The sequence below is a fragment of the Streptomyces sp. IBSBF 3136 genome, from assembly GCF_036815105.1.
GTDB lineage: Bacteria > Actinomycetota > Actinomycetes > Streptomycetales > Streptomycetaceae > Streptomyces.
This window is the reverse complement of sequence record NZ_JAJSZC010000089.1, coordinates 1-20,850: the sequence shown is the minus strand read 5'-3', so window position 1 is coordinate 20,850 and position 20,850 is coordinate 1. Positions and strand designations below refer to the sequence as shown.

At 70.0% G+C, this 20,850-nt stretch carries 25 protein-coding genes; 11 read left to right on the top strand and 14 right to left on the bottom strand.

The window, feature by feature from the left end:
* The first annotated feature begins 51 nt into the window (after positions 1–51).
* Positions 52–930: a MurR/RpiR family transcriptional regulator gene (locus tag V7E45_RS20195; RefSeq protein ID WP_333775592.1), complete on the top strand. Its 879-nt coding sequence runs from the start codon at positions 52–54 to the stop codon at positions 928–930.
* A gap of 398 nt (positions 931–1,328) precedes the next feature.
* On the opposite strand, the gene V7E45_RS20190 is transcribed toward V7E45_RS20195, so the two are convergent.
* The 5 genes from V7E45_RS20190 to V7E45_RS20170 form a co-directional block, all read right to left on the bottom strand.
* Positions 1,329–1,934: an alkaline shock response membrane anchor protein AmaP gene (locus tag V7E45_RS20190; protein WP_333775591.1), complete on the bottom strand. Its 606-nt coding sequence runs from the start codon at positions 1,932–1,934 to the stop codon at positions 1,329–1,331.
* A 22-nt stretch (positions 1,935–1,956) separates the two neighbouring features.
* Entirely contained in the window at positions 1,957–2,433 is a 477-nt protein-coding gene (locus tag V7E45_RS20185) for a DUF6286 domain-containing protein (protein ID WP_333775590.1), read from the bottom strand.
* A 188-nt stretch (positions 2,434–2,621) separates the two neighbouring features.
* Positions 2,622–2,804, bottom strand: coding sequence for a hypothetical protein (locus V7E45_RS20180; protein WP_333775589.1), 183 nt, complete (start codon positions 2,802–2,804; stop codon positions 2,622–2,624).
* Between the two features lie 227 nt (positions 2,805–3,031).
* On the bottom strand, positions 3,032–3,199 hold the full coding sequence (locus V7E45_RS20175) for a hypothetical protein (RefSeq protein ID WP_333775588.1): 168 nt from the start codon (positions 3,197–3,199) through the stop codon (positions 3,032–3,034).
* Positions 3,200–3,280: 81 nt separating this feature from the next.
* Positions 3,281–3,763 carry an Asp23/Gls24 family envelope stress response protein gene (locus V7E45_RS20170; protein WP_333775587.1) on the bottom strand — a complete coding sequence of 161 codons (483 nt, stop codon included), beginning with the start codon at positions 3,761–3,763 and terminating at the stop codon, positions 3,281–3,283.
* 158 nt (positions 3,764–3,921) lie between these two features.
* On the opposite strand from V7E45_RS20170, the gene V7E45_RS20165 reads away from it, so the two are divergent.
* Genes V7E45_RS20165 through V7E45_RS20155 form a run of 3 tightly spaced genes read left to right on the top strand, consistent with a single transcriptional unit; the run spans position 3,922 to position 5,497 of the window.
* Positions 3,922–4,497 (top strand): RNA polymerase sigma factor, encoded by a 576-nt coding sequence (locus tag V7E45_RS20165; RefSeq protein ID WP_333775586.1) that lies wholly within the window; start codon positions 3,922–3,924, stop codon positions 4,495–4,497.
* Positions 4,488–5,105, top strand: a complete 618-nt coding sequence (locus V7E45_RS20160) for a hypothetical protein (RefSeq protein ID WP_333775585.1) — start codon at positions 4,488–4,490, stop codon at positions 5,103–5,105. The genes V7E45_RS20165 and V7E45_RS20160 overlap by 10 nt, the downstream gene beginning before the upstream one ends.
* Positions 5,105–5,497: a hypothetical protein gene (locus V7E45_RS20155; protein WP_333775584.1), complete on the top strand. Its 393-nt coding sequence runs from the start codon at positions 5,105–5,107 to the stop codon at positions 5,495–5,497. The genes V7E45_RS20160 and V7E45_RS20155 overlap by 1 nt, the downstream gene beginning before the upstream one ends.
* A 166-nt stretch (positions 5,498–5,663) precedes the next feature.
* Here V7E45_RS20155 and V7E45_RS20150 read toward each other — a convergent pair whose 3' ends face one another.
* On the bottom strand, positions 5,664–6,362 hold the full coding sequence (locus V7E45_RS20150; RefSeq protein ID WP_333775583.1) for a hypothetical protein: 699 nt from the start codon (positions 6,360–6,362) through the stop codon (positions 5,664–5,666).
* A gap of 339 nt (positions 6,363–6,701) precedes the next feature.
* Here V7E45_RS20150 and V7E45_RS20145 point away from each other — a divergent pair, with 339 nt between their 5' ends.
* Positions 6,702–7,124 (top strand): ATP-binding protein, encoded by a 423-nt coding sequence (locus tag V7E45_RS20145; RefSeq protein ID WP_333775582.1) that lies wholly within the window; start codon positions 6,702–6,704, stop codon positions 7,122–7,124.
* A gap of 225 nt (positions 7,125–7,349) precedes the next feature.
* Here the strand turns inward: V7E45_RS20145 and V7E45_RS20140 are convergent, their stop codons facing one another.
* The gene (locus tag V7E45_RS20140; RefSeq protein WP_333775581.1) at positions 7,350–7,979 is read right to left on the bottom strand and encodes a hypothetical protein; all 630 of its coding nucleotides are present in this window, start codon (positions 7,977–7,979) and stop codon (positions 7,350–7,352) included.
* A gap of 1,163 nt (positions 7,980–9,142) precedes the next feature.
* Complete coding sequence (locus tag V7E45_RS20130) at positions 9,143–9,766, bottom strand: TetR/AcrR family transcriptional regulator (RefSeq protein ID WP_333775580.1); 624 nt, start codon at positions 9,764–9,766, stop codon at positions 9,143–9,145.
* 83 nt (positions 9,767–9,849) lie between these two features.
* Between V7E45_RS20130 and V7E45_RS20125 the strand changes: the two genes are divergently transcribed.
* The gene (locus tag V7E45_RS20125) at positions 9,850–11,277 is read left to right on the top strand and encodes an FAD-dependent oxidoreductase (RefSeq protein ID WP_333775579.1); all 1,428 of its coding nucleotides are present in this window, start codon (positions 9,850–9,852) and stop codon (positions 11,275–11,277) included.
* Here the strand turns inward: V7E45_RS20125 and V7E45_RS20120 are convergent.
* From V7E45_RS20120 to V7E45_RS20105, 4 genes are all read right to left on the bottom strand, one after another.
* Positions 11,237–11,662 (bottom strand): hypothetical protein, encoded by a 426-nt coding sequence (locus V7E45_RS20120; RefSeq protein WP_333775578.1) that lies wholly within the window; start codon positions 11,660–11,662, stop codon positions 11,237–11,239. The two genes, V7E45_RS20125 and V7E45_RS20120, sit on opposite strands and share 41 nt — an antisense overlap.
* 269 nt (positions 11,663–11,931) lie before the next feature.
* Positions 11,932–12,255 carry an STAS domain-containing protein gene (locus tag V7E45_RS20115; RefSeq protein ID WP_333775577.1) on the bottom strand — a complete coding sequence of 108 codons (324 nt, stop codon included), beginning with the start codon at positions 12,253–12,255 and terminating at the stop codon, positions 11,932–11,934.
* Complete coding sequence (locus tag V7E45_RS20110; protein ID WP_333775576.1) at positions 12,252–13,328, bottom strand: cobalamin B12-binding domain-containing protein; 1,077 nt, start codon at positions 13,326–13,328, stop codon at positions 12,252–12,254. Before V7E45_RS20110 ends, V7E45_RS20115 begins: the two co-directional genes overlap by 4 nt.
* Positions 13,325–14,998, bottom strand: a complete 1,674-nt coding sequence (locus V7E45_RS20105) for a PP2C family protein-serine/threonine phosphatase (protein ID WP_443056104.1) — start codon at positions 14,996–14,998, stop codon at positions 13,325–13,327. The genes V7E45_RS20110 and V7E45_RS20105 overlap by 4 nt, the downstream gene beginning before the upstream one ends.
* 260 nt (positions 14,999–15,258) lie before the next feature.
* Here V7E45_RS20105 and V7E45_RS20100 point away from each other — a divergent pair, with 260 nt between their 5' ends.
* The 3 genes from V7E45_RS20100 to V7E45_RS20090 all read left to right on the top strand — a co-directional run bounded on the left by V7E45_RS20100 (position 15,259) and on the right by V7E45_RS20090 (position 16,874).
* Positions 15,259–15,594 carry a hypothetical protein gene (locus V7E45_RS20100; protein WP_333775574.1) on the top strand — a complete coding sequence of 112 codons (336 nt, stop codon included), beginning with the start codon at positions 15,259–15,261 and terminating at the stop codon, positions 15,592–15,594.
* 273 nt (positions 15,595–15,867) lie between these two features.
* The gene (locus V7E45_RS20095) at positions 15,868–16,440 is read left to right on the top strand and encodes a TetR/AcrR family transcriptional regulator (RefSeq protein ID WP_333775573.1); all 573 of its coding nucleotides are present in this window, start codon (positions 15,868–15,870) and stop codon (positions 16,438–16,440) included.
* 101 nt (positions 16,441–16,541) lie between these two features.
* Positions 16,542–16,874 (top strand): LacI family DNA-binding transcriptional regulator, encoded by a 333-nt coding sequence (locus tag V7E45_RS20090; protein ID WP_333775572.1) that lies wholly within the window; start codon positions 16,542–16,544, stop codon positions 16,872–16,874.
* A 347-nt stretch (positions 16,875–17,221) separates the two neighbouring features.
* Here V7E45_RS20090 and V7E45_RS20085 read toward each other — a convergent pair whose 3' ends face one another.
* Positions 17,222–18,406, bottom strand: a complete 1,185-nt coding sequence (locus V7E45_RS20085) for an alkane 1-monooxygenase (protein WP_333775571.1) — start codon at positions 18,404–18,406, stop codon at positions 17,222–17,224.
* A gap of 381 nt (positions 18,407–18,787) precedes the next feature.
* On the opposite strand from V7E45_RS20085, the gene V7E45_RS20080 reads away from it, so the two are divergent.
* The gene (locus tag V7E45_RS20080) at positions 18,788–19,267 is read left to right on the top strand and encodes a hypothetical protein (protein ID WP_333775570.1); all 480 of its coding nucleotides are present in this window, start codon (positions 18,788–18,790) and stop codon (positions 19,265–19,267) included.
* A 4-nt stretch (positions 19,268–19,271) separates the two neighbouring features.
* Here the strand turns inward: V7E45_RS20080 and V7E45_RS20075 are convergent, their stop codons facing one another.
* A complete protein-coding gene (locus tag V7E45_RS20075) occupies positions 19,272–19,517 on the bottom strand; it encodes a transposase (RefSeq protein ID WP_333775599.1) in 246 nt (81 codons plus the stop codon).
* Positions 19,518–19,853: 336 nt separating this feature from the next.
* Between V7E45_RS20075 and V7E45_RS20070 the strand changes: the two genes are divergently transcribed.
* A partial coding sequence (locus V7E45_RS20070; RefSeq protein WP_333775569.1) for a serine/threonine-protein kinase occupies positions 19,854–20,850 on the top strand: 997 nt, incomplete at its 3' end.

Here is a 20,850-nt window from a genome sequence, read left to right as displayed (position 1 = left end):
CCCCGTAGGCTCCATGGACAAGGCCTCCCGGCTCGGAAAAGGAACTTCTCGATGGCTTCAGGCACGCTCGCCGACAAAATCCGGCTCAAGCTGGGTGAACTCAGCCCTGCCGAACGCAAGGTCGGCAGGGTCATGCTGGCGGGATATCCCGCACCCGGATTCGAGACCATCGCAACCATCGCGGAGCGTGCCGCGGTCAGCGCACCGACCGTCCTCCGGTTCGTCGCACGCCTCGGCTTCCGCGGCTACCCCGAGTTCCAGGCGGCCCTGCGCGACGAACTCGAGGAACGCAGCGCCTCACCGCTGGTGCTGTACGAGTCGGCCGCCCTGACCCGATCCGACGACCTCGACCACTCGGAGGCCGACGAACCGCTGCTGAAGAGCGGCAGCAGGCTGTTCGCCGCCGCGCTCACCCAGTCCCTGGCCGAACTCCCGCCGCACGACCTCGACCGAGCCACTCAACTCCTCGCCGACCCCAAACGACGGATCGTCCTCGCCGGCGGCCGGTTCACCCACCTGCTGGCTCAGTACCTGGGTCTTCACCTCATGCAGCTACGCGACGACGTGGCTTTCCTCCCCGATCGTGACGTCGAGCGCACCGCCGCCCTGGCCGCGCTGACACGCCGCGACGTGCTCGTCGTCTTCGACTACCGGCGCTACGAGGAGGACAAGGTGGCCATGGCTCAGCTGGTGCGGGAGCGGGGCGGCAAGGTCGTTCTCTTCACCGACACGTGGCTCTCACCGGTGACCGCGCACTCGGAGGTCGTCCTGCCCAGCCAGGTCACGTCGCCCTCGCCGTACGACAGCCTGGTCCCGACGATGGCCGTGATCGAGACCGTCGTCGCGTCGGTCATCGTGTCGCTGGGCGAGGCTGCGCACCAACGCCTGCGGCACGGAGAGAACATCGCCCAGAGAATCGGCCTGGTCTGACCGGCGGCGCCTCGCCTCCTCGATTCACGCACCACCACATCGGCGCCTGCAGCAACGCGGCGTGAAGCCGTAGGACTGTGCTCTCCTGGCGCAGGACCTCGCCGCAGGACGGGCAGACCACCTGAGGTCGGGTGTCGTGGCCGAACGGGGTGTGGTGCCTGATCACCGGGATCCCCTCGTCGTCGGCGAGCCGGCGGTCGCCGGAGGCGTTGATCGCGGCGACTACACCGAACAAGTCGCGCTCATCAGCCGCACCTGCGCCCGAAGAAGTCGCGCTCATCAGCCCGCACCTGCGCCCGCATCCGCGCTGAGGCTCTCGCTCCTCCCGCGACGACCAAACCGCGCGGTGTCATTCGGGGCCGCTCATCCGCGCGATGACAGTGGGGCGATGCAAAGGCCTAGGCCACGCGGTGGGGCTTGTGGTGAGTGACGAGCAGGCGGGTGTCGGCGAAGAGGTCGTCGCGGCCGGTGCACCGGCGGGCGTTGCCCAGGGGGCCCTCGGCCAGGGCGTCGAGGGTGGCGTCGGGTGCTGTCGCCGGGTGGAGGGTGAGGGTGATGTCGGCGCGAGGGCGGGCCGGGTGGCCGGTGAGACGGACCTTCGCCCGGTCGATGCCCGGCAGGGAGCCGGCTTCCTCCGCGATCGCGTCGCTGAGAGCACCGTGGCTGAGCTCGACGCCTTGTTGCGCTCGGTCTGTGCCGACGGGCACCGCCGAGGGACGGTGCCGACTGAGCTGGGCGAGCAGCCACCACAGCGCGAGCAGGACGACGAGGGTCAAAGCGGCGATCACCGCGGGCCACCACCAGCCCTGGCTACTCCAGCGGGCCCGGTCGGCGGAACCGACAAGGACGTCGTGGGGGGCCGTCAGGGGCCAGCCGGCGGGCGGTGTCAGCTCCAGCCGCCGGTACAGGTCGCACCCGGCGGCGATGATCAGCAGCCCGCCGCCCAGCAGGACCAGACCGGTGACGCCCAGCAGGACGCGGTTGAGGACGGGACGCTGCGTCATGGCACGCTCCGGTGCTCGGTGCTCATCGAAGGCTCCGCTGCCGAACGCGGACGGCGATCCGCGGGGGATGGGAAAGGGCGAGCCGGTCGCGTTCGTCGCCGAGAGCGGCGGTGAGGTCGGTTTTCACCTGCTGCGGAGCGCGGAAGTGGACATCGACGCGTGCCCGGATGCGGTGGCGGCCCATGCGGATGCGCGCGGTGCGGACGCCGGGCACCCGCAGGGCTGCGTCACGCAGAAGAACGGCGGCACTGCCGCGGTCCAGCTGTGCACGCACCTTTGCCGGGGACCGCATGGGCATCAGACGCCGCAGACCCGGGGTGAGCGCCAGGACGACGAGCCACAGTCCGACGACGACCGCGAGGGCCGCCCCGGTGAGCATCCACACATCGTCCACGGGACGGGTGGCCAGGGCGTCGGCCACCTCCCGCCGCCAGGCCGCTGCCCGGCGTCCCGCCCGCACGGCGACGACGTCGATCAGCGCCGCACCTGCCGCCACCACGATCACACACGCGACCACCGCTGCCGGGACCCGACGCGCGGACCACGGACGGTGGGTGGCGCGCCAGATGTCCGGAGTGCCTGACGCCCTCGTGTGCGGCGCCGCGTGCCCTGCCGGCCCGGCGGTATCGGGGGCATGGTCCATGGGGCCCTCCTTCACCTGCGGCGTGCTGCGTGGCGCGCCGTCGTTCACCGCACCCGCCTGCGGCCCGGACCGGGTGCGGTCACCAGCCGCCGGATGGTGAGAGTGACCTCGGCAACGCGCATCCCGGTCAGCTGGGCCACCCGGTTGGCGACATCGTGCTGGACCCGTTCGCAGACGCGCGCGAGGTCGCTGGGATAGGGCAGGTCCACGGACAGGTGGAGACGCACGGATCCGGCGTGTCCGACAGCGGAGGCGCTGGGCGCCGCCCCCGGGCCCCTGTCAGGCGGTACGGCCGCACAGTGCCGCAGCGCGACACGGCCGGCCTCGGCGGCGATCCGGCCGACCACTTTGTCCGGGACGATGGTCGCGCCTCGCTCGGCCGGTGGCGGCAGAGTGGCAGTGCGCGATGGGCCGGCCCGATCTCCTGGGAAGGCGACGGGTTCAGGAAGGGCGTTCACCGTTGCCTCCGCGCGCGGAGGTCCAGATCGCCCTGCAGGACCAGGCCGGCGACAAGACCGGCAGCGCCCAGGACCAGGACCAACAGGAAAGCCCAGAAGCCGCCGAAGTATCCGGCGAAGCCCAGCGCCATGCCGGCGGCGAGGCCCGTGGTGGCTGTGTTCATGACTCACTCATCCGTCTCCGGCGTGGAGGGCCCGCAGGTGATCTGCCGCCCGCACCTGGCAGCGGTCGATCACCGGGCGGGTCACCTCACGCGCCCCTCCTGGTCGCCGGACTCCTCTTCCTCGTCGGGCAGGTGTACGTCAGCGACGGCGATGTTCACCTCGACAACCTCCAGGCCCGTCATCCGCTCCACCGCGGTGATCACGTTGGTACGCGCCTCGCCGGCGACGTCGACGATGGAGACGCCGTACTCCACGACGACGTCGAGGTCCACCGCGGCCTGCCTCTCGCCGACCTCGACCTTGACGCCCTGGGTGACACCGCCGCCCGTGCCCGGGACGCGCCCCCGCATCGCGCCGAGCGCCCGGGCCATCCCGCCTCCGAGCTTGTGGATGCCCAGTACTTCGCGGGCGGCCATACCGGCGATCTTGGCCACCACGCTGTCCGCGACGGTCGTCTTGCCCCGCGTCTCCGCCGGAGCCCCCGCTCCGCTCCTGCCCTGCAACACGCTTTCGCCCCCAGCGGCCCGGGCACCTTGACTGGTGCTGATGCTGTTGTCCGTCATGGCGGATCGCCTCGATCGTTCGGCGTGCCTCCGCGCGAGGCCTGTCATGGAGGTTGGACGACCCGGTCGGCACGCTCCTCACACCTGATTCATGTGATGTGCGTCACATTGCGTGGAGTGGGTAGGCGGCAGTCCCGAAAGCCGTAAGCCGAGGCGGCATGAACGAGCGGACCGGTTCCGAACCGTGGGAGAGCGACCTGCCGGACGGTGTACTGACCGTGCGGGCCGCCGAAGGAGACGAGGACGCATTCGCTGTCCTTGTCCGTCGGCACAGCCGTCCCCTTCTCACCTTGGCGTACTACACGCTCGGCAACGCCCAGGACGCGGAGGAAGCCGTCCAGGACGCCTTCATCAGCGCCTGGCGGCGCCTGCCCGACTACCACCACCGGGCGGAGTTCCACACCTGGATGTACCGGATCACCGTCAACCGCTGCCTGACCATGCGCCGCCGCCGACGGCCCACCGTCCCCCTGGACGCCGCCACCGAACTGGCGGCGGACAACACGGGGAACTCGCCCGCCAGGGCCGCCGAGCAGGACGCGGCCGCCGCCGCCCTGACCTGCGCGCTCGACGAACTGGAGGCGGGGCAGCGGCTGTGCTGGATCCTCCGAGAACTCCAGGGCCTCTCTTACGAGGAGATCGCTCATGTGACCCATAGCAGTGAGCCCACGGTGCGGGGCAGACTGTTCAGGGCGCGCCTGTTGCTGAAGGAGGCGATGGCCCCATGGCGATAGACGACCCCCTCGCGCGGGACGCGGAACTGACCTGCGGCCGGCTGCTCAGCCAAGTCTGGGACCAGGCGCTCGACCCGGCACCGGTCGAGGACCCGCACACCATGACGTGCCCCTTCTGCGGCGAGGTCATGGCGTCAGTGGCCACGCTCAAGGCGGCGACGTGGGCCCTGCGCAGCCGGGCACCTGCCCATCTGCAGGGACTCACCGACCGCGTCATGAGCGTCGTCACGGCCGAGGTCCGGCTGGGACGGATGCTCCCCCTGGCCGACCCGGACCGGGATCTGCGCATAGCCGAGAGCGCCGCGGCCAAGCTGTTGCGCCAAGCCGCCGACGATGTGCCCGGCGTCAAGGCCGCGGCCTGTCGGCTGGCCCCCGCGGAAGACGTTGCCGGGACCAAGCGTGTGGCGGTGACCCTGACCGTCGTTGCCGGCCTCGACCGGCCGCTGCCGAACCGCATCGACGCGGTACGCCGATCAGTCCTGCACGTCGCCGAGCACACCATCGGTCTCGAGGTGACGACCGTCGACATCACCGTGACCGATCTCCTGGACCCTGCCCCGCCCTCCGGCCCCGCCGAGTCCGGGCAGCCCACCTCCGGCGGTACGTGATGGCCGGCACCCACACGGCTGCTCTTCTCACGGCAGTCGCAGAGGCGGCGCTCGCCGTCCCCGGCGTGGTCGGCCTGCAGCCCAGACTTGCCCGCCGCCTCACCGAGGCCGTCTCGCCCGTGCTGCCGCAGACGGTCATGGAGCACACGCCATCCCGAGCAGGCGTGCGCGCCGAGCATGCGCCAGACGGCTCGGGATGGCGCATCGAGGTGCGCTGCGCGGTGGCCCAGGGGAACCGCGTGCTGGACGCAGCCCGCAATGTCCACGACCATGTTCGGTCCGCTGTCCTGGCTCACCTCCGGGACCAGAGCGCCGCGGAAGCGGTGGCCGTCACCGTCACCGTGACCCGTGTTGAGGCCCACCCTCATGAGCGAGTGCCCCACGGGCAGTGACCACCGCTCAGAGCTGCTCGCCTGCGGACGAAGCGCACCGCCACTCCAACTCACCCCCGTGGCCGCCCGCGTGTTCAAACGGGAGGGGTCCTGCACGGCCTGATTGACTCGCGCATGACGTGGGGACGACCAGTCGGAGTGCTCGATGGTTCGGTTTGCCCGGGCGTCACGCGGGGCCGCACCCGGCCGCAACCCGGGCGGTCGTCGTCCAGGGCTCGTCCGGGTTGAAAAGCAGGTCGGAGCGATCAAGCTGCGTGCCTGTCCCTCCCGTGGATGCCGTCCACGGGGTAGACGACAGGGCGCCTGTGCGGTCGAGGGACCAGGCGTGCCCTGCAGGGTCTTTGAACCTGAGTTCGAGGTCCTCCAGGTCGGACTCGGCAAGGGACAGGTGGGGGAGTTTCTCGTGCATCCCGGAGATCAGCGAATGAAAGGGAATCCAGACTTGCTTGCAAGGCTGCGGGCCTTGCAGATCCCACCACACGTGCTTCGAGGGGAGCACGAGACGCATGGACATGAAGTGCGTGCTGCCGTTCGCGACCGCCGCCTGGTCCGGTGTCCGGTAGAAGCCGACCTCGTTCGCGTAAACACGCTCCCGCTCCTGCGCTTCTGCGGTGTCCCTGTCATCACTCCGGAACGTCAGATACAGGGTGGTGCCGGCGATGATCAACGTAAGGAGGGCCACGAGTGCCCGGCTGGCGGTGAGGACCGAGGCGGCGATGGCCTGTGTCTCACTGGCCGGGGTGTCGCTGTCGCCGGTGGTGGGGGACGGGGTGGTGCTGTCGCCGGTCCTGGAGGCCGGGGTGTTGCTGTCGCCGGTGGTGGGGGCGGAGTCCGGTAAGTCGCTGTTCGTCGGTTCCTCAGCCATGTGAAGCAGGTTAGAGGTGTTCTTCAGTCGGTGTCGGTGAACTCGTGGGTAACTGAAGGTCGAAGCCTTCCGCCGCACGGCCACGCTTCCGTGCCCGCCGCCTGCACCACCGCGCTGCTTCCTGGCGCAGCCGGCATCGTCATCGCCTCGGTCAGCAAGGGGACAGCTGCGCGGCGGTGTGCTTCCAGCCGGGGGGAACCAGATGAGTGCTCGCCTCGGAGGCGGCCGGCCGGTGCTCCGGCAATACGAGCACGTTTCACCGAGGCCGGGACTGAGGACTTTGCGTCGGCTGATCCGGGGCAGACGGGACAAGTACGGCGGTCCGTGGAGGAGGAGACAGTGACAGAAGAGTCGTCGTTGAGGGCTGTGGGATGGGCGCGCTCGCTGCCGGTGAGCAGTGGAGCGAAGGAGGCGAGGGACTGGACACGCGCGCATCTGGCGACGCTCGGCTGGGAAGCTACGGCCCCCGACCTGGTGGACTCGGTGGTTTTGGCTGTTTCCGAGTTGGTCACCAACGCTCACGTGCACGCCCGCAGCGCGGCACAGCTGATCCTCACATGGGACCAGGAGTGCCTGCATGTGACGGTGCACGATGCCTCGCCACGGCTGCCAGAACAGCGACACCCCGACGCCGGTGCCACCGGGGGTCGCGGTCTGCTGTTGGTCGAAGCTCTCGCCGATACCTGGCAGGCCCACCGGTGTCCTCGTGGCAAAGACGTGGTCGCCTGCTTCCAGCCACTCACGCGTCCCACTGACACATAGCGTGCTGCCTGGCAGGGCTCGAGCTTCTCTTCCGAGCCGGACTGCGGCCGGGCAGTCGCCGCAGCCCCCAGATCGATGGGATCGCGTGCAGCAGGGGTCTGTACGTCCCTGGCGCGGCTGTGGGCCTGCTGCTCGGCAGATGACGGTCGGTCGTGGTCCACCCAGGTATACGGAATGGGCAGGCCCCGCCGTCACGGATCGGCGGGGCCGGTACATACGACAGCGTCAGTAGTTGGCGTTGGCGATCAGGTCGCCGTCCTTGCCGTAGATGCTCACGAGTCCGTTCTTCGACTCGTAGCAGGACGTGAACGCGGACGCGATCAGCTTCGCGTTGCCCGAGTTGCCGCTCATGAGACCGCCGGTGTAGTCGGTCCACACCTCGGCCGCGTCGAGGATGTCATTGCGCTTGTCGGTGCCGGTCACCTTCGTCACGTGCTTGACCGCGGCCTTCTCGGTGGGCGTACCGGACTTGGCAACGCACGCCTGGAACTGCTCAGCCTGGGACTTGCTCCCCTGGGCGGGCTTCTTCTCCTTGGCGGGCGCCTTCTGGGACTGGTCGGCCTTCGGCTCGCCGCTGGCCGTCGTGATGGCCTTGTCCTTGTTGCTTTTGTCGGTGGAGTCGCTGCCGCCGCTCGCGACCGCGCCGATGATGCCGATCAGGACGAACAGGGCGACGACGCCGAGGCATCCGAACCCGATGATCTTCCCGGCGCTGGACTTCTTCGGGGGCTGCGGCGGTCCCCACATCTGCTGGGGTGCGCCGGGGCCGCCCCATCCGGCCGGCGGCTGCACGGGCGGCTGCTGCTGACCGTTCCAGCCGGGCGGGGGCGGCTGCTGCGGGTACTGCTGAGTCATGGGTTCCTCTTGGAGATAGAACGTGTGCTGTGCATGTATGACTCATGGAGAACATGTGTGGTTGCACGCTCAATCAAATTATTTTCGCGCGCAGACGGGACCCGCCTAGGGAGGTTTCCGAGGGCTCGGCTCCCAGTGTGATGACGGCGCTCGACAGTTGGCGTTGCGGGAGCGCGCCGCGCGATACCTGCCCCGGTGACCGTGGAACAGCGCCTTCTCCGGCGCGTGCCGTGCTTCCTGCAGCCGCATACCGTGGGCCGCTTCGGCAACCGGACGTCGTACTGCAAGAGGGTCCCGTCGTTTCCTGGAGTGGAGCTGCTCGAACCGGTGTGCCGTTGATGGAACTTGGGAGCGGATCCTCGCCGCAGTGCTGGCAGTGGGGGACGCCGGGACGCCGGCGACGACATCGGCTGGACCGTGTCGCTGGACTCCACCGTCTGCCGGACCCACCGCTTGCAGCAGGAGCAAGGAAGGGGGCCGCTTAACCAGGCCGAACCCGACGATCACGGGCTCGGACGCTCGCGAGGCGGCCTGCGTACGGAAGTCCATGCCGCCAGCGACAGCCATGCATGTCCGCTTGCCGTCCGCGTCACCGCCGGTCAGGCAGGCGGTGAAGCCGCTTGGCGGACGCTGCGCAGGGCGGTATGGCTTCCGCTCCCGCCTAGGGGAACGGGGAGGGAACGCGGTGACCGCGGCGTCGGTGTCGCCGGCCGTCAGCGACAGCATCGGCGCATAGAGGATTACCGAGCCCGCCGGAGGCCTGGATGTAGAAGGCGGCGACCGCCTCGTTGAACGGGTCCTTCGGGTCGTGCTGAGCAGCGTCCAGGTGCTCCGGCAGGGCGCGGGCCTTCGCTTCAGCCTCCGGGCTCGGCGCGGCCCAGCTCGGCGTACTCGGCCTCGGTCGGGGTGCCCTGCGCGAGGTCCTCCGACACGCTGCTGATGGTTAGCCTTGCTCGGCGGCCAGTTGGGCGAGTCGCTCCCGCGGGGCTGTACTTACCTTGATGCTCGTCTCGTCTGCTGCCTTACCTCTACTGGTGATAGAGGAAATGAAGCCTCCCTCCGCATGGCGACGCACGCCCTGGGCCGGTAGGGGCCGCGACTCCCGCACACGGCTGATCTGCGAGACGTCCGCTTGAGGCCGCGCGAGGAGGCGGCTTGGCGAGTCACAGGAGCCTGGCCAGTCCCTCCGCCAGCAGCGTGAAGGCGTGTTCGGCGTCGTCTACCGCCTGCGGGTAGCGCTCGTCGGCGGACCGACCGCCGTCCAGGGCCCGGAAGTTGTCCATCGACAGCAGCCAGTGTGTACTCACGATGTGCGTGGCCGCCAAGCGTGCGGTGAGGCTGGGGAGCTGCGGGGTGTCTTGCAGGGCCTGGGCGAGCATGCGCCCGGATCCCTCCTGGAAGCTGACGGCTCTCGTCCGCAGCGCCGGCGTCTGGTTCACCATGCGCGTGAACGCGAGGATCTGCGGGAGGTCGTTGAGGCCGGTGACCGGATCGCGTTCGCGCAGCCCCCGCAAGAAGTGGTCGCGCAGGACGTCCAGGGGGTGTGCGCCCGGGGGGCGTGTGCGCACCAACCGGGCGGGTTCGTCCTCGTGGTCGGCGAAGCGGTGGACGACGAGATCCTCCTTGGCGGGGAAGTAGGCGAACACGGTCCGCTTGGACACCTCCGCGGCCTCAGCTACCTGCGCCACCGACACCTGGTCGAAGCCGTGCTCCAGGAAGAGTGCGATGGCCGCCTCCGAGATGGCGGCATGCGTGCGTGCCTTCTTACGTTCGCGCAGCCCTGTCATGGCGCCATGATAGCCGAAAACTGCACTTGGATACTTTCTGCACTCGGTGTACTTTTGCTCTCGATGAAGAAATTGGAGGAGCGATGACCGATGTGATCGTCGTGGGCGCCGGGCCCACCGGACTGACGCTGGCCTGCGAACTGGCCCTCGCCGGAGTCGACACCGTGGTGCTGGAGCGACTGCCGCACCGCATCCGGCAGACGAAGGGCGGCGCGATCCAGCCGCGCACCCAGGAGCTCCTGGAACTGCGCGGTCTGCTGGAGCCGATGCAGGCACGGGCCACGTCGCGCGAGCCGCTGGGCGGCCACTTCGCTCTGCTGCCGGTGCCGCTGGACTGCACGGTGTGGGACACCGCGCACCCCCACGTACTCTCGCTCCCGCAGTGGGAGATCGAGGAAGTGCTGGAGGACCGCGCCACCGAGCTGGGGGTCAAGGTGCTGCGCGACACTCCGGTCACCTCCGTGCACCAGTCGGACCAGGGCGTGACGGTGACCGCCGGCGGCCAGCGCGTCCAAGCCCGCCACCTCGTGGCCTGCGACGGCGCGCACAGCACAGTGAGGAAGCTGCTCGGCGTGCCCTTCCCCGGCAGACCGGGAACCTTCACAGCGGTGCTGGCCGATGTCCGGCTGGCGTCGGCATCCGACCTCGTGCCCACCGCTCAAGGGCACATCAGCACCCTCACCCGGGAGGCCGAGGACGGCTGGGGAATGCTGCTACCGCTCGGCGGGGAGCGCTACCGGTTCACCGGCGGACGCTTGGACGGGGACGAGCTGGCCAAGGACGAGCCAGTGACGCTCCAGGAGATCGCCGCTCTGCTGCGCCACGTGTACGGCGAGCAGACCGTGCCGGCCGAGATGGAGAACGCCTCCCGATTCAGCGACGCCACCCGGCAGATAGACAACTACCGAGCAGGGCGCGTGTCCTTCGCCGGCGACGCGGCGCACATCCACCCGCCGTACGGCGGCCAAGGCCTGAACCTCGGCATACAAGACGCCTTCAACCTGGGGTGGAAGCTGGCGGCCGTTCTGCGGGGGAACGCCTCGGCGGACCTCCTGGACACCTATCACACCGAGCGCCACCCCGCCGGAGCCTGGGTTGTGCACATCACCCAGGCGCAACGGGTCTTCGCCGCACCCCGGCCCAGTGCGGACGTGGTCGAACTGCGTGAGGTCTTCACCGGCCTGATGCGCCTGCCCGACACCAATCGGCACCTGGCCGGGCTGATGTCGGGCCTCTCGCACGCCTACGACCTGCCCGGCACCCACCCGCTGACGGGTCACCGGGTTCCCGGACTCGACCCTGCGCTCTTCCGCTCCGGTCGGCCCGTCCTGCTCGACACCGCCGGAATCCTCCCGCCCGGCCTCGGCGCCGTCCCGGCCCAGCCGGCGAGCGGCCTGCCCGGCGCCGTCCTGGTCCGCCCCGACGGCTACGCGGCCTGGGCGGCGGACACGGAACCCGACCTGGACGTTCTCACCGCGGATGCGTGCTGGTCCCTGCTCCGGGCGGGCTGAGCAAGGCCGGCGCCGGCAGTGTGCCCCGCCCGCCCCCCCCGCCAGGACGGTGGCCGCCGCGGTGACGGCGAGTACTGGTGCCGAAGAACCAGGCGGTGGTGGCGAGGTAGAGGGCGGGAGCGCCGAAGAGCAGAAGGGCGAGGGTGGTCGAGCCGTGGCCGGCGGGATGGGCGATGACGAGTTCGCTGCCGACGGCGAGCGCGATCAGGGCGACCAGGACCAGGCAGGCGCTGTTGACTCCGAGCCGGACGGCGCGCACCAGGTTCTTCCTCCTTCTCGTCGGCCACGTCCGTAACCTCGCTACCTCGCCCAGCAGCGGTGCGATCACGACGAGGAGCACGACCGCGAGTGGGACCGGCTCACCGGCGAACTGCCCGCCCGACACGCCGACGACTTCCCCGCCCTCGTCAGGGCCGTCGCCGACGCAGCCTTCGACCCGCCCGGCATCGACCCGCCCGGCATCGACCCGCTCGACTTCGGCCTCGACCGGATCCTCGACGGAGCCAAAGCTCTCACGGCGGCGCGGGAAAGAACCGTCGGGCCCGGTTCGCCCGGCGAACCGCACTTCCCCGATTCGATCGTGCGGTCGTTCTTCAGCGCTCGTGCGAGGGGTGTGATGAGCCGGCTGCTCACCGGCCGGGGCCGCCCGCCGCGCTACGGCGGGGCGGTGAGGTGGTCCAGGACGTTGGTGAGGTGGAGCATGCGGTCGAGGAAGCCGGGCCGGCTGTCCAGATGAAGGGCGGCACCGGCGGCGCTGGTGTGGCGGTGGATCATCAGCAGGGCCGAGAGACCTGAGGAGTCGATCGAGGTCAGCTCGCCGAAGTCCAGGCGCACGTCACGGAGTGCGTGGTGGCTGGTGACGGTGTCGAGGAGTTCGTCGCTGGTGTCGTGGTCGAAGTCGCCTGTGAGCCGGACGATCAGTCCGGGCGGTTCGCAGTGTGCGGTGACGGTGAATTCGGTGAAGGGCAGGTTGGTCATGCGGGGGTGGTGCGGCCGCGGGCGGGACGGGTGGCGTGCTCGGTCAGGGCGGTGGTGCCCTGCCGGATGAGCACCAGGGCGCGGGGGAAGTCGTGGAGTTGCTCCGCCAGGAGGCCGAGCCCGGTGATGAGGGAGTGGACGGGTACGGTGCGGGCTTCGAGTATGTCCGCCGTCCATGTCAGGAAGCTGCTGAACACCTCGGGGTCGTCGACGTAGAGAGCGGTGGCGAGGAAGTCGACGATGTGGGCGAGGTCCTCGGCGGTGCGCTCGCGTTGCGCATCGGTGTAGGAGCGCATCGCGGGGAAGCGGTTGTCAAGCTCGCGGAGGTTCTGTTTGACCAGCTGGGAGCGTGTTCGGGTGACCAAGGTGTACTCCTGGTCGGCAAGGTGCGGCAGGTCGTCGACGACCTGGCGGACCGCGGCGGCGCGGGGCCGGGGGACGCCGGCTTCCAGGGCGTCGGCAGCGCCGCGGGCGTCGGCCGCCCACTGGTCGGCGCCCAGGGATCGGGCGTAGCGGCCGTCGGGGCCGAAGGCGCGACCGCCGGCCATGACGGGTACGCCTATGGCCTGGCAGGCGGTGATGGCCGCGTGGGCGGTGGGCAAACGGGTCGGGATCGATCCCGACAGCAGGACCGCCTCCGGGTCGGTCTGGTGCAGGTGGGCGATCAGGTGCGGGGTGGGTGTCTGGGCGCCCAGGTAGTCGACCTGCCAGCCGCGCAGCCGCAGCGTCTCGCCGACCAGCCGGGCAGGAAAGGCGTGCCACTCGCCGTCCACGCAGCTCACAGTCACCCGGCCGCGCCGCGAAGCGGCACGCGTACTTTCAGGGGTGCGGTGGGAGAGGGCGGCCATGGCACGTTCGTTGATGGCGGTCGCCGCGTGTTCCTGGGCGACGGTGATGCGGTCGGCGGCCCACTCGGTGCCAACCTTCTCCTGGACCCCGGCGATGACATCGAGGAGCAGGGTCTCGTCGTCGATGCCTTCGGCCAGGGCGTCGCGCAGGATGTCGACGGCGACGTCCTCGTCCCCCTCGGCCACCGCCTGCCACAACTGATCCCGCACCTTCGCCGCGCTCACCCGGTACTCCCGTAGTTTGCACGGCGGTTCCTGTTGTCGGCACGCCCGTTGACCACGCGCAGCGTGCCTGTCCTGGGCGCACTGATCGCGACGACGGCCATGTCGTCGTGCGGGCCTCCGCCCAGCCATTGGGCTGCCAGCATCTGCACGCGTTCCACGATCGCTTCGGCGGGCATTCCCGCACATCCGGCCAGAGCCCTTTGCAGCCGCTGCTCATCGAACAGCTCATCACCCAGCGGGCCGCCCCGGGCCTCGGTGATGCCGTCCGTGTACAGCAGGCACGTCTCGCCCGGGTTCAGTACCGTCTTCACGGTCCGGGCGGACGCCTTCGGCAGCGCACCGACCAACGTTCCCCGGGTGGGTACCTCTTCAACGGTTCCGTCGGCGCGGACGATGAGCGGCGGCGGGTGACCGGCGCTGGTCAGCCGCAGGTGAGCCTTGCCTGCGCGACGGCGTACCGAGGCCAGGACGAGGGTGGCGAAGCGGGTGTGGTGGGAGGTGAGCAGGGCGCCGTTGAGCAGGTCGAGGAGGCGTTGATGGTCGTCGGCCAGGGGGAGCAGGGCATGCAGGGTGTTGCGGATCTTGCCGGTCAACACGGCTGCGTCCAAGCCCTTTCCCGCGACGTCGCCAAGGACGACGAGGGTCTCATCGGACGGGGCGGTGCCGAGGTGGACGTCGTAGAAATCACCGCCGACCCGTTCGTGGTCCTGGGATGCGCGATAGCTGCCGGCGTAGTCGACCCCGTGCACGCGGCTCAGGGTCGGGGGCAGCAGCTCGTGCATCAACGTCGTGGTGATGACGGCCTGTTCGGCGTACAGGCGGGCGGCCGACAGAGCGGCGCCGGCCCGGGCGGCGAAGAGCCGGGCGAAGACCTCCTCGCTTTCGGTGAACGCCTGCTCGGTGCTCGAGCGCAGCAGGATGAGGACCCCCGCGGGCACACCGTGTCCTGGCAGAGGAGTGACGATCACCGAGCCGACCGGCCCGGCGAAGCCCTCCGGGATGACCCAGTCCGGGATCGCGCGGGGATCTATCCAGCGGGCGGGCACCGGGGGGAAGCCCTGCAGGGCCTCGGTCAGCCCGGGCACGCTGCCTGGATCGATCTGCTGAGTGATCTGCGTGACCGGTCCGCCCCGGCGGGCATGGGTCAGGGGGTAGCGCCGTCCCTGCGCGGGGGCCACGAGGACGGCTGCCTCGGCGAGATGCTCCGCGGCCATGGAAGCGGCCACTTCCGTGCAGCGGGGCACGTTCATCGTCGACAGCAGGGTCGACGACGCCTGGGAAAGAATGGCGGATCGTTCTTCCGCGCTCCGCAGGGCGGTTTCGGCCAGGCGGCGGTCGGTGGCGTCGACCAGCCACCACACCACGTCACCGCCACTGGAGGCGGTGGGGTGCGCTTCGAAGAAGCGATCGCTGATGTACCCGGTGACGGGGCCGACGCCTTGCCCGTCGGTGACTCGTTCGTGTGCGTCGGTCAGCCAGGAGGGTGCCGCCTCGTGCAGCGCAGCGCCGCTTATCGCGTCCGGCAGGAGGGCCCGGGCGGCCTCGTTGAGGTGTACGAGGCTGCTGTGCCGGTCGATGACCAGCACGGGGTAGGGGGCGTTACCCCACGTGGCACCGACTTTGTCGTCGGCGCTGCGCGGGCGGGCGGGTGAACCGCGGGAAGCACTCACAAGCGGAGGCACGCATCGTGCGTACCTCACCACCCTTCTCTTCCGGAAAATTAGATGCCGTACGGCAACAGTCCCGCACCCACGCCAGCTATGCAAGCCACACCCGGAACCCACATACAGCCATCACATATGCCGCACCGCCGAGCGGAGCGGCCGACACCGCGTCACGGCCGCCACAGGGGTGTTCCGGAGCGGGTCTGGTCACCCGGTCCAGCGGACGATCGCCGAAGTGTTCGCTACCCGGTGAGGTGGAGGACCTTGTGCTGCAAATCACCGCACGCATGGGCGACCATCTCACCCGTCGCCTGGACGACACCGGCATCACCATGTACTCGCGCCTGGAACAGCGCGGAGGCCCCGCTCTCGGCCACTACGGCCAGGCGGAGGACATCGCCGCCGTGGTTGCTTACCCGACAAAGTCCAGCGGGGGAGGCGTACGGGCCAGGGCGCCCAGCGCCGCGGGCGACACCGTCCTCGGTGAGTTGTTCGCTGGTGCGGACGTGTACGTGATCACGCCGCCTGGGCAACCGAGGCCGAGGCAAAAGTGCAAGGTCGGAGAGCTGTTGGGAGATGGCCGGGGGAGCGGCGTCGCGTGACGGCTTCGAAAGCCGCGGTCCCGCCTCTCCCTTTCCCAGCGTGTCCGGCAAGTCGATCTATGCGGCAGCGGATGCAGCCATCAGTCCGCCTCTAGGTCCCGCCGGCGCCGGGGGACAGCGCTCCGGGTAACGACCGTAAGAGGCACCGCTGCCCGGGTGGCCGGCATCCGGCTGCGGGGTCGGACAAGCGTGTCGGACACTGGCCGCATGCGATCAGACCCTCCCCTCGACGGAGCCCGGCCCACGACTGCCCAACCGCCCGACCCACCTCGCGTGGCCTGGCGCAAACAAATGCGTGCGCGGGTACTGGAAGAGGCCTGGCAGCTCGCCTCGGAGGCCGGCTGGGACCGCGTCCGCGTGGCCGATCTTGCCCAGCGCGCGGAGGTCTCCCGCCCTTCCATCTACGCCGAGTTCGGCGACCGCGCCGGGATCGGCACAGCGCTGGTGCACCGCGAGACGGAGCGATTCCTCATGGGGGTGGCCGACGTGTTGGCCGGCCACCGTGACGACGTCGCCGCCGCCCTGGAAGCCGGCGTCGGACACGCCCTGGGCGAAGCGGCGCGCAACCCCTTCATCCGGGCCGTGGTGACCGCCGCCCGCGGGGGTACCGACGCGCTGTTGCCGTTCCTCACCAGCAGACCCGAACCGGTCTTCTCCCAGGCGTGGCGCCTGGTGGCCGCCTGGCTCGGCGAGGTCGTGCCAGGGGCGCCGGAAAGTCGCCGTAACGAGGCAGCAGACATCGTCGTTCGGCTGGCCGTCAGCCACATGCTGCTGCCGGCGCCGGATCCGGGCGAAACCTCGACCCGGGTAGCCCGGGCGGCATGCGCGGTGCTGGGGACGCCGTAAGGGCCGCGTGGCGTGCCGCGCCCACCAGGCATCCGGACAGAGCGCTGCCACCGGGGCAGCGGCCGTGAAGGTGGAGTGACGGTTCGGGAGGAGGAAGCCCAGTGGGCGAGCGAGTCACCATGGCCGATGTCGCCCGTGCGGCCGGAGTATCGTCCGCCACGGTCTCGTATGTGCTCTCCGGCGAGCGTCCGGTGAACCCCGAGACGCGGGCCGCGGTCCAGACCGCGATCACTGAGCTGGGCTTCACCGTCAACGCCACCGCGCGCAGTCTGCGCACCGGCCGATCCAGCCTGGTAGCACTGATCGTGCCTGACATCGCCAACCCCTTCCGCGCCCAGCTCGTGGCGACCCTGCAAGAGAAACTGCGCGGTCTCGGCCTGCACTTGTGGTGTGCGGCATCCGGGGCCGCCGGGACGAGGAGCAGGCGCTCCTGACCGAAGCGGTACAGCAGAGGTTCGCCGGAGTGGTGATCACACCGTTCCGCCTCAAGCCGGAGGACGGCGGAACGCGTAGTTGAAGTGGGCCTTCCTGGTCATGGCACGGCGATACACGGACCCGGTCGGTGAGATTGGCACCCGGCACCTCGACGTGACCGGTGTGACGTTGAGGGTCTCTCGGACCGCCTTGTCGACGGCTGCGATCCGAGCAGACACGCCGGCGGGCCGGTGACCGACAGCCGCGCGGTCCTACGTCCGCTCAGGCCCTGCCGGGCGCCGAAGAGAGGTGAGCGCGCGATGCGAACCGGGCCTGCCGTCCGCCGTAGGGCGGCCCGGTGTCCCGGTCAGGTTCGGCTCGGTGCACCGCCGGACGGCCCCTGGGCGCTCGGGGTCAGCCGACCGCGCAGCGCGGGACGCAGGTTCGCTCGTCGGACGTCCCCCGAGTAGTGGGCTAGCAGCCGGGGGTCCATCACCCGTCGCCACAGCGGGGGGAACCAGGCGAGCACGATCATCGTGGCGTACCCGGAGGGGAGCTGCGGCGCCTCGTCGAAGTGGCGCAGGGTCTGGTAGCGGCGCAGCGGATTGGCGTGGTGGTCGGAGTGCCGTTGGAGTTGGAACAGGAAAAGGTTGCTGATCGTGTTGTTGCTGTTCCAGCTGTGCTGGGGCGACACCCGTTCGTAGCGGCCGTCCGGACGGCGCTGGCGCAACAGCCCGTAGTGCTCCAAGTAGTTCACGGACTCCAGAAGGCAGAAACCGAGAACTCCTTGGAGAAGCAGGTAAGGCAGAACCTTCCAGCCGAACACCGCGCCGAGCGCGCCGAACAGCGCGACGGTGATGGCCCACGCGCTCAGGACCTCGTTGTGTCGGCTCCACACCGGACGCCCGCGTCGAGCGAGCCGGCGCCGTTCCAGGTGCCATGCGGAAAGGACGCTGCCCAGTACGGCGCGGGGGAGGAAGCGCCAGAAACTCTCTCCCATGCGCGAGCTCGCCGGATCCTCGGGAGTGGCGACCCGGATGTGGTGTCCGTGGTTGTGCTCGACGTAGAAGTGGCCGTAGCAGCTCTGGGCCAGAGCCATGCGGCTCAGTCGGCGTTCTACCTGCTCCCGCTTGTGGCCGAGTTCGTGTGCGGTGTTGATGGCCACACCGGCCACTACCCCTGTGGTGGCGGCCAGCCCCAGATCTCCTGCGAGGGGCAGTGCGCCGTGGGCCCACACGCCGCACGCCCATACGAGGGCGCCGAACTGCAGCGGTAGGTAGAGATAGGTGCACCAGCGGTAGTAGCGGTCGTTCTCCAGCGTCTTCATCACCGCCTCGGGCGGATTGGCGCTGTCCCGTCCTGTGACGTGGTCGAGGACCGGGATGAGCGCGAAGGCGAAGAACGGGCCCCACCACCAGAAGACGCTGAGCCCAGTCAGCCCGGCCAGCGCACCCGCCTGAAACGGGAGCGTGGGTACAGCCAGCGCAAGGAGCCAGAGGTAGCGCTTGGAATCCCGCCAACCAAGGGCGTCATCCCGAGTCAGGTGTGCCACGAGGCCTCCTTCGCAAGTGCACGCTTCCGCCGGGCCCGCCCAGGTTGCGGCGGAAGCGTGCTTGGGGGAGTTCCGAGAGTGTCACCCCAATCGTTCGCAGACAAAGGGTTCTCTGTGTAAAGATTCTGATGAAACGTCAGATCTGATGGGCGTCGGTGGCTGGGAGGGTCGGTGCCCGTCACTTACGAGCCCTCGCCGGTTCTCTGCACGTCAGTCGAGCCAGGCGGCGGGTGACGGTGGCGCCGGCGCGGTTGTCGGCTGCTCATGACCTCCGGGTAGAGAGGGCGTGCTGCCCTTACGTCGGGTTCGTTGAACCGGCGCCACAGCTCCGCGTAGCGAAAGCACTGGTGCCGGCGCACCGGTTTCGACAAGCTGCGACACATGGACTGGACGCCCCTGCTCTCCACACTGACCGGTGCCGTCATCGGCATCGCAGCCACTCTGATCGCCGATCGCAACCGGTGGCGGCGGGAGGAGGCCAGGCACGCTCTGGAAGTACGGCGCGAGGTCTACACGGAGTATGTTTCCGCCCTCAAAGCCGCGGGTGAGGAGATACGGGCCGTCGCCCTGGGCGACCACATGTCCGAGTCGGCACGGGACGCGGCCGTGCGGGAAGCCGTGCGGGGCACCGGCATCTACACGGCGAGCGAACGCCTCTGGCTCGTGGGCCCCCCGCAGGTCGTGGAGGCGGGGAACGAGGCGTTCCACTGCCTGCGCGCGATCCGCGACGCCTACGCCCGTGGAGTGGCTGTCGGCTCCGCCGACGACGCGCCCCTGATAGAGCGGCGGCGCAAGGCTATGGCGCAGATGCGTCGCCTCATGCGTGAGGACCTGGGCATCGGACCCCTCGGAATCGAGTGATGTGTCACCAGCCCTGAGCTCGTCCCAGCCTCGCGAGGTCCCCGCCACCGTGCAGGTCACAACCATTCATTTGATGGCCGCGACCAGCCCGGTCGCCTCGTAGCGGACGGCGAGCTTGTCGGTACCGCTCGGGCGCGTTTCGCCAGGGAGCACCGGCGCGGGTGCGCCACCGTATGCCGTCTGTCAGCTGCCGCTTGGCGTGTGCCGGCGGTCGTCCGGACTTCTGCCCGGTCGGGAGCAAGGGCTCCAGCTTCGCCTACTGGGCATTCGTCATATCGTGCCACCCAGAGAAGAATTCCTTCATGGATGACCTCGGGGCGAGTGGACCGCGCCCCTTCGTCGTGGACGGGACGGGCGTAGCGGAGATGTGGTCGCCCATCCGGACAGGCGGCGGTGAGTCGCGCTGACGCGTCGGCTGCCGTCCAGGGCTGCGCGCTCCCGGATGTACGAAAGGTACGGCCCCGGAGTTGGTCGTCATCGGCCGAAGCCGCAGCCGCTTTGAGCGGTGCCTCCCGCCGATTCCCGGCGTTCAAGAAACCCGTATTCTGCTGTGCTCACGGGGTGAGGTGACCAGGGGGAGGCGTACGTGCAGCCATTGGAGTCCACGGATCCGGCGGCGATCGGCGGCTACCCACTGTTGGGGCGGCTCGGCGCCGGCGGCATGGGACAGGTCTACCTGTCTCGCACCCCGACGGGCCGCCCGCTGGCGCTCAAGACGGTTCGTCCCGACCTCACCGCCGCCCCGGACTTCGAGACGCGCTTTTCCAGAGAGATCCGCGCCAGCGACCAGGTCCGGTCCCCATGGACCGTCTCGGTGGTGGACTTCAGCCCGCCCGGCCACCGCCCCCAGTGGCTGGCCACCGAGTATGTCGCCGCACCCGCCCTCGCCGACTGGGTCGCCGTCCACGGCCCGCTGCCGCCTGCCACCCTACGTGTCCTGGCCGGCGAACTCGCTGCCGCGCTGGCCGCTGTGCACGCCTGCGGCCTCGCACACCGGGACGTCAAACCGTCCAACGTCCTGTTGGGCCGGGCCCGGCCCATGCTCATCGACTTCGGTATCGCCCGGGCCGCCGACGACTCCCGCCACACGGCTACCGGGGGCGTCATCGGCTCCCCCGGCTATCTCGCCCCCGAACAGGCCACCCAGGGGACCGTCACCGAAGCGGGTGACGTCTTCTCCCTGGGGGCGGTCCTCGTCTTCGCCGCGACGGGCACCAGCCCGTTCCAACTACCGGGCGAGCAGCCATCGGCGGCCTCGCTCCTCTACCGCATAGTGCACGAGAACGCCCGCCTCGACGGCGTACCGGCCGGCCTGGCACAACTCGTCGCCCGCTGCCTGGCGAAGGAACCGCAGGACCGCCCGCGAAGCGAAGAGCTGGCAACACTGCTGCGGCGGGAAGGGGCCGTCGGCGATCCGCGGGAGGGTGCCTACGGTGTCGCCGGGCCGTTGTCTGGGGCCGATGCCTGGGAACGGGCCCTTCCGCCCGGACTCGACGCCGACCTCGCGGCGCGTGAGACGGAGGTCGCAGTCCGGTGCGCGGTGCCGCCGGACCACCCGGCCCCGATGGCCCCCGCCCCGGTCC